2 protein-coding genes are annotated in these 7986 nt (G+C 73.6%); both read left to right on the forward strand.

What is annotated here, in order from left to right; translation table 11 throughout:
- Window positions 1-11: 11 nt before the first annotated feature.
- The gene (locus ACWD3H_RS47150; RefSeq protein ID WP_451959724.1) at window positions 12-6680 is read left to right on the forward strand and encodes an SDR family NAD(P)-dependent oxidoreductase; all 6669 of its coding nucleotides are present in this window, start codon (window positions 12-14) and stop codon (window positions 6678-6680) included.
- Window positions 6681-6700: 20 nt separating this feature from the next.
- Window positions 6701-7986, forward strand: a 1286-nt coding sequence (locus ACWD3H_RS47155; RefSeq protein ID WP_451959725.1) for a type I polyketide synthase, incomplete at its 3' end; no start/stop codon positions are given.

Raw genomic sequence — 7986 nt, forward strand, 5'->3', positions numbered from 1 at the left:
CGGTTGGGGAGTTGTCGGCGGCTCATGTGGCGGGGGTGTGGTCGCTGGCGGATGCGGCCAGGGTGGTGGCGGCGCGGGGCCGGTTGATGCAGGCGTTGCCCTCTGGTGGGGCGATGGCCGCGATCGAGGCGACCGAGCGGGAGGTGCTCGACAGCCTGGCGGAGTTGGACAGGGTGGCTTCGACTGCTTCGGGAACGGCCGGTGGGGCGGTGGCCGCGATCGAGGGGCTGGGTGCTCCGGCGGAGCCGGACGAGGTGCGGACGGACACTCCGAGTGACTTCGGGGTGGGTGTCACGGCCGCCGACGGCCCGTTGGTGGTCTCTGGAGATGAGGACCTTCCGGGCGACTCTCATCGGACCTGGTCGGGCAGGGTGGGGATCGCGGCCGTCAACGGGCCCTCCTCGGTGGTGGTCTCTGGAGATGAGGACCTGGTTTCAGCCGTGGTGGCCGACTTCACCGGGCGGGGACGGCGGAGCAGGCGGCTGACGGTCAGCCACGCGTTCCACTCCTCCCGGATGGAGCCGATGCTGGCGGAGTTCCAGCGGGTGCTGGAGGCGGTGAGGTTCGCCGAGCCGCGGATCGCGGTGGTGTCGACGCTGACCGGGCGGGCGGCGGCCGGTGGCGAGCTGGGTGATCCGGCCTACTGGACACGGCAGGTAAGAGAGCCGGTCCGGTTCGCCGACGCGGTGACCACCCTCGATGCGGCGGGGGTGACGACGTTCCTGGAGCTGGGCCCCGACGGGGTGCTGTCGGCGATGGCACGGCAGTCGCTGCCGGAGCGCCCCGACGCCGAGCCACATGTGCTGGCCCCCCTGCTGCGCAAGGACCGGCCCGAGGAGGTGAGCGCGCTGCTGGCACTCGGGCAGGCCCACATCCATGGCAGCCCGATCGACTGGGAGGCGGTCTTCCCCGGCGCGAGCAAGGTCGGCCTCCCCACCTACGCCTTCCAGCGACAGCGCTACTGGCTCGACGCCTCGCCGGCGGGCGCGGCGGACGCCTCGGGGCTGGGATTCGGTGCGGCCGACCATCCGCTGCTCGGCGGCACGATCGGGCTTGCGGATGCCGACGCCGTACTCCTGACCGGTCGTCTGTCGCTGCGGTCGCATCCCTGGCTCGCCGACCACGCGGTCGCGGGTACGGTCGTGGTTCCCGGCACCGCCTTCGTCGAACTCGCGATCAGAGCCGGTGACGAGGTCGGCGCGGAGGCGCTTGACGAGCTGGTGATCGAGACCCCTCTCCTGCTTCCGGAGAGCGGCGCGGTGCACATCCAGGTGTCGGCCGGTGCCCCGGACGGTGAGGGTGGCCGTGCCGTCGCCGTCCATTCCCGCCCCGAGGGCGCACCGGCAGGCGCCGAATGGGTCAAGCATGCGGAGGGCCGTGTCGTCCCCGGCTCGGGGCAGAACCCGTTCAGTCTGGCCGCGTGGCCTCCCGCCGACGCTGCGGCGCTCGATGTCACGGACTTCTACGACACCCTGGCCGGAGCCGGTCTGGACTACGGTCCCGCGTTCCAGGGGGTGAAGGCGGCCTGGCGGCAGGGTGAGGTGCTCTTCGCGGAGGTGTCCCTCGCGGAGGGGGAGCGGGAGGACGCCGCCCGGTTCGGCGTGCATCCCGCCCTGCTCGACGCCGCTCTGCACGTCGCGGCGCATGACACCCTGCCGACCACCCCGGCCGGCGGCAACCGGCTGCCCTTCGCCTGGCGGGGCGTCCGCCTGCACGCCTCCGGCGCGTCCGAGGTCCGGGTGCGGCTCGCGCCGACCGGCCCGCAGGATTGGACGGTCCAGGTGGCGGACGCCACGGGAGCGCCCGTCGCATCCGTCGAGGGGCTGCGTTCCCGCCTGATCGAGGCGGGCCGGCTGCGCGAGGCGCGATCGGCGTCGCGCGACTCGCTCTTCCAGATCGGCTGGGTCGAGCCGTCCACCATCGATCCCGCCGACGCGGATGTCACCGATGTCGTCGTCATCTCCGGCGATGCCGGCCCGGATCCGTCGGCGGGCGTGCTGCCCGCCGTCCACGAGGTGACGAACCGGGTACTGGCCGAGCTACGGCGATGGCTGGGGGAGGAGCGCGCCGGTTCCGCCCGCGCGGTCGTGGTCACCAGGAACGCGGTGGCCTCCTCCGAGGAGGAGACCGTTGATCCGCGTGCGGCCGCCGTGTGGGGACTCGTGCGCTCGGCCCAGTCGGAGCAGCCGGGGCGGATCGTCCTGGCCGACGGTGACCGCGACCTCAGCGCGGAGACCGTTCGCCGGCTGGCCGCCGGTGAGCCGCAGCTGGCGGTACGGGGAGATCGGATCCTGGTACCGCGCCTGGTCCGGGCGACGGGCGGTCCGGTCATCGGAGCCGCGCCCCTGAACCCGGAAGGGACCGTGCTGATCACCGGCGGCACCGGAGGGCTCGGTGGCCTGCTCGCCCGGCACGTCGTGACCGGGCACGGTGCCCGGCACCTGATCCTCACCAGCCGCCGTGGCGATCAGGCCCCCGGCGCGGCCGAGCTACGGGCCGAGCTGGCCGGGCTCGGTGCCCGCGTCGACATCGTGGCGGGGGACGTGGCCGATCGGGCGTTCCTGGAGGAGGTTCTCACGGCGATTCCGGCGGAGCATCCGCTGACCGCCGTCGTGCACACCGCGGGTGTCGTCGACGACGGTGTGATCGCCTCGCTCACCGCCGAGCGCGTCGACGCGGTGCTCCGTCCCAAGGTCGACGCGGCCTGGCATCTCCACGACCTGACGAAGGAGCTCGATCTGGCGTGGTTCGTGCTGTACTCCTCGATCGCCGGGGTCCTGGGCAGTGCGGGCCAGGCGAGCTACGCGGCGGCCGGCACCTTCCTCGACGCCCTCGCGGAGCACCGCCGCGGCGCGGGCCTGCCCGCGCTCTCCCTGGACTGGGGCCTGTGGGCGCAGAGCACCGGCGTCACGGCGCACCTGACCGACGTCGACCGGGCGCGGGCCGCGCGCGGCGGGGTCCGGCCGCTGCCCACCGCCGAGGGGCTGGAGCTGTTCGACGCCGCGCTGCGGCTCGGCCCCGCCGTTCTGGTCCCCGCCCTGCTCGACCTGCCCGCGGTGCGCGCCACGGGGGAGATCCCGCCGTTGCTGCGCGGTCTCGTCCGGCCCCCGCGCCGGCCCGCGCGGGAGGCCGCGGAACGGTCGTCGCTCGCACTGCGGCTGGCCGGACTCGCCGCCGACCGGCAGAGCGAACTCCTGCTCGGCCTGGTACGTGCCGAGGTGGCGGCGGTCCTCGGGACCGGCGCCGAGACCGTGCCGGCCCGGCGGGCCTTCGGCGACCTCGGGCTGGACTCCCTGACGGCGGTCGAGCTGCGCAACCGGCTGAACGCGGTGACGGGGCTCCGGCTGCCCGCCACCCTGACCTTCGACCATCCCACGCCCGCCGCGCTGGTCGGCTACCTCCAGGCGGAACTCGGTGGGGAGACCGAGAACGGGCCCGCCGCCCCGGCCGTCCCCGCCCCGGTGAGCGACGACGCGATCGCGATCGTCGGAATGGCCTGCCGGCTGCCCGGCGGGGTGAGCTCGCCGGAGGAGCTGTGGCGGCTGGTCGCCTCGGGCGGCGACGCGATCTCGGAGTTCCCGTCCGACCGGGGCTGGGACCTGCGGGCGCTGTTCGACACCGATCCCGCGCACCCCGGTACGTCGTACACGAAGCACGGCGGATTCCTGCACGAGGCGGCCGAGTTCGACGCGGAGTTCTTCGGGATCTCGCCGCGTGAGGCGCTGGCGACCGATCCGCAGCAGCGGTTGCTGCTGGAGACGGCATGGGAGGCCTTCGAGGGCGCGGGCATCGATCCGGCCACGCTGCGGGGCAGCAGGACCGGCGTCTTCGCCGGAGTGATGTACCACGACTACGCACCCCGCGTGGGGGAGGCGCCCGCCCCGCTGGAGGGTTACCTGGCCAACGGCAACGCGGGCAGTGTGGCGTCGGGCCGGATCGCGTACACGTTCGGGTTCGAGGGGCCCGCGGTCACGGTCGACACGGCGTGCTCGTCCTCGCTGGTCGCCCTGCACCTGGCGGTGCAGTCGCTGCGTTCGGGCGAGTCCGACCTGGCGCTGGCCGGCGGAGTCGCGGTCATGGCCTCGCCCGCCGTGTTCGTCGAGTTCTCCCGGCAGCGCGGGCTGGCCCCCGACGGCCGATGCAAGGCGTACGCGGGGGCCGCCGACGGCACCGGCTGGGCCGAGGGCGTGACCCTGCTCCTCGTCGAGCGTCTCGCGGACGCCCGGCGGCTCGGCCACGAGGTGCTGGCGGTGGTCCGGGGTTCGGCGGTGAACCAGGACGGCGCCTCGAACGGGCTGACGGCGCCGAACGGCCCGTCGCAGCAGCGGGTCATCCGGCAGGCGCTCACCAACGCCGGGCTCGCGCCCTCACAGGTGGACGCCGTCGAGGGCCACGGCACGGGCACCACCCTGGGCGACCCGATCGAGGCGCAGGCGCTCATCGCCACGTACGGCCAGGACAGGTCCGATGAGCGGCCGCTGTGGCTGGGCTCGCTGAAGTCGAACATCGGGCACACCCAGGCGGCGGCCGGAGCGGCCGGGATCATCAAGATGGTGCAGGCGATCCGCCACGGCGTCCTGCCCAGGACGCTCCACGTGGACGAGCCGTCGCCGCACGTGGACTGGTCGGCCGGAGCCGTGGAACTGCTCACCGAGGCGCGGGCCTGGCCGGAGACGGGCGCGCCGCGCCGGGTGGGGGTGTCGGCGTTCGGGGTCAGCGGTACCAACGCCCACGTGATCATCGAACAGGCTCCGCCGGTCGAGGCGACGCCCACCCGGGCGGAGCCGCGCGGCGGACCGCTCCCCTGGACGGTGTCGGGCAGGACCCCGGAGGCCCTGTACGGCCAGGCCGCCCGCCTGGCCGACTTCGTCGAGGCTTCCGATGACGCGGCCGAAATCGACCCCCGGGACGTCGGACTCTCCCTGGCCACCACGCGATCGGCCTTCGAGCATCGCGCCGTCGTCCTCGCCGAGGACACCGGCGGGTTCGTGTCCGGCCTGCGCGCGCTGGCCGCCGGGACCTCCTCGCCCCGGGTGGTACGCGGTGTCGCGGATGTCGAGGGCGAGGGCAGGGTGGTGTTCGTCTTCCCCGGGCAGGGGTCCCAGTGGGCGGGGATGGCGGTCGAGCTGCTCGACTCCGCTCCGGTGTTCGCCCACCGGCTGGCGGCCTGTGGCCAGGCGCTCTCCCCGTACGTGGACTGGTCGCCCGCAGACGTCCTGCGTGGTGTGCCGGGCGCACCCGATCCGGACCGGGTGGACGTGGTCCAGCCGTTGCTGTGGGCGGTGATGGTGTCGCTGGCCGCCCTCTGGGAGTCCTATGGTGTCCGCCCCGCCGCCGTCGTCGGGCACAGCCAGGGCGAGATCGCCGCGGCGTGCGTGGCCGGAACCCTGTCGCTGGAGGATGCCGCACGAGTCGTCGCGCTCCGCAGCCGTGCCATCCTGGCCCTGGCCGGGAGCGGAGCCATGGCGTCGGTGGCGCTGCCACCGGGTGAGGTGGAGGCCAGGATCGCCGGGCTGGCGGGTCGCGTCTCGGTGGCCGCCGTCAACGGTCCCTCGTCGGTGGTGATCTCCGGCGATCCGGACGCGGTGGCCGGGCTCGTCGACGACTACCGGGAGCAGGACGTACGGGCCCGGCTCATCCCGGTGGACTACGCCTCCCACTCCGCACATGTCGAGCGGGTCCGCGCGGAGGTGGGCGAGGCCCTCGCGCCGATCCGGCCGCGTCCCGGTGACGTGCCGATCCTGTCCACGGTCACCGCCGACTGGATCGGCACGGCGCCGATGGACGCGGACTACTGGTACGCGAACCTCCGTGAGCGGGTCCGGTTCGAGGAGGCCACCCGTGCGCTGGCCGAGCGGGGATACGACGTGTTCATCGAGGTCAGCCCCCATCCGGTGCTGACCTCCGGCATCCAGGAGACCCTCGAAGGCACCGCCAGGCCGGGCGCGGTCGTGGCGGGATCGCTGCGCCGCGACCACGGCGGCCTCGACCGGTTCCGCACGTCTCTGGCGGAGGTGTACGTCCGAGGTGTCCCGGTGGACTGGCGGGCGGTGTACCCCGGCGCCCGCCGGGTACCGCTGCCGACCTACTCCTTCCGCCACCGCCGCTTCTGGCTCGACGCCGCGCCTGCCGGAGGCAGGCCGCTTGAGGTGCCGACCGTGGCGGAACCCGTGACCAGGTCGATCACCACGCTGGCCGGAGCCGAGCTGGACGAGGCGCTGGTCGAGCTGGTCCGCGCCGAGTCGGCAGTCGTCCTGGGGCACGACGGCGCGAGCGCCATCGACCTCGGACGGGCCTTCCGGGAGCTTGGCCTGGACTCATTGACCGCCGTCGACCTGCGCAACCGGCTCGGGGCGGCCACCGGCCTGCGGTTGCCGGCCACGCTGGTCTTCGACTACCCCACGCCCGCCGCGATCGTCGGCTATCTCAGGAACGAACTGTCGTCGTCCGGGGAAGCCGTCCGGTTCCCCTCCGCCTCGGCCTCACTCGACTACCTGGAGGCGGTGTTCTCCTCCGGTGCCGAGAACGACCCCGAGTACGCGGAGCTCCTGACCCGGATGCGGGTCCTGCTCGACCGGTGGGGGACGGTCGCGCCACCGGTGGGCGCGGGCATCGACCTGGACTCCGCGACCGACGAGGAGCTGTTCCGGCTCCTCGACCACGACATCGACTCCCTTTGACGCTGAGGAGCGCATCCACCATGGCCGACGAGAAGCTTCGCGAATACCTGAAACGCGCGATCGCCGATGTCCACAGTCTGCGAGGCCGGCTGCACGAGGTCGAGTCCGCCGGCAGGGAGCCGATCGCGATCGTGGGAATGTCCTGCCGGTTCCCCGGCGACGTGAACTCGCCGGAGGACCTGTGGGATCTGGTCGCCGCGGGCCGGGACGCGGTGTCACCGTTCCCCGCGGACCGGGGCTGGGACCTGGACGGCCTGTTCGACCCCGATCCCGACCATCCCGGCACGTCGTACACCCGGTACGGCGGCTTTCTGAGTGACGTCGCGGGCTTCGACGCGGAGTTCTTCGGGATCTCGCCGCGCGAGGCGCTGGCGATCGACCCGCAGCAGCGGCTGCTCCTGGAGAGCGCCTGGGAGGTGTTCGAGCAGGCCGGCATCGATCCGGCTCCGCTCAGAGGCAGCCGTACGGCGGTGTTCGCGGGGCTCGCGGGTGGTGACTACGCCGCCGGTTCCAGGACGCCCGAGGAACTGGAAGGCCACCTGGGCATCGGCACGCTGCGCAGTGTGGCGTCGGGCCGGATCGCCTACACGTTCGGGTTCGAGGGGCCCGCGGTCACGGTCGACACGGCGTGCTCGTCCTCGCTGGTCGCCCTGCACCTGGCGGTGCAGTCGCTGCGCTCGGGCGAGTCCGACCTGGCGCTGGCCGGGGGCGTCTCGGTGATGGCGTCGCCGCAGGGGTTCGTGGAGTTCTCGCGCCAGCGCGGCCTGTCGGTGGACGGCCGTTGCAAGGCGTTCGCCGGGACGGCCGACGGCACCGGCTGGGCCGAAGGTGTCGGATTCCTGCTGGTGGAACGCCTGTCGGACGCGCACCGGCTCGGCCACGAGGTACTGGCGGTGGTCCGGGGTTCGGCGGTGAACCAGGACGGCGCCTCGAACGGGCTGACGGCCCCGAACGGCCCGGCGCAGCAGCGGGTGATCCGGCAGGCACTCGCCGGGGCACGGCTCTCCCCGGCGGACGTGGATCTGGTCGAGGCGCACGGCACCGGCACCAGGCTGGGTGACCCGATCGAGGCACAGGCGATCATCGCGACGTACGGTCAGGGGCGGCCCGCCGGCCGGCCGCTCTGGCTGGGCTCGCTCAAGTCGAACATCGGTCACGCGCAGGCGGCGGCGGGCGTCGGCGGCGTGATCAAACTCGTCCAGTCGATCCGTCATGGGGTGTTGCCGAAGACGTTGCATGTGGATGAGCCGTCGCCGCATGTGGACTGGTCGGCTGGGGCGGTCGAGTTGCTGAGTGAGGCGCGGGC

The sequence above is a fragment of the Streptosporangium sp. NPDC002607 genome (assembly GCF_053592655.1).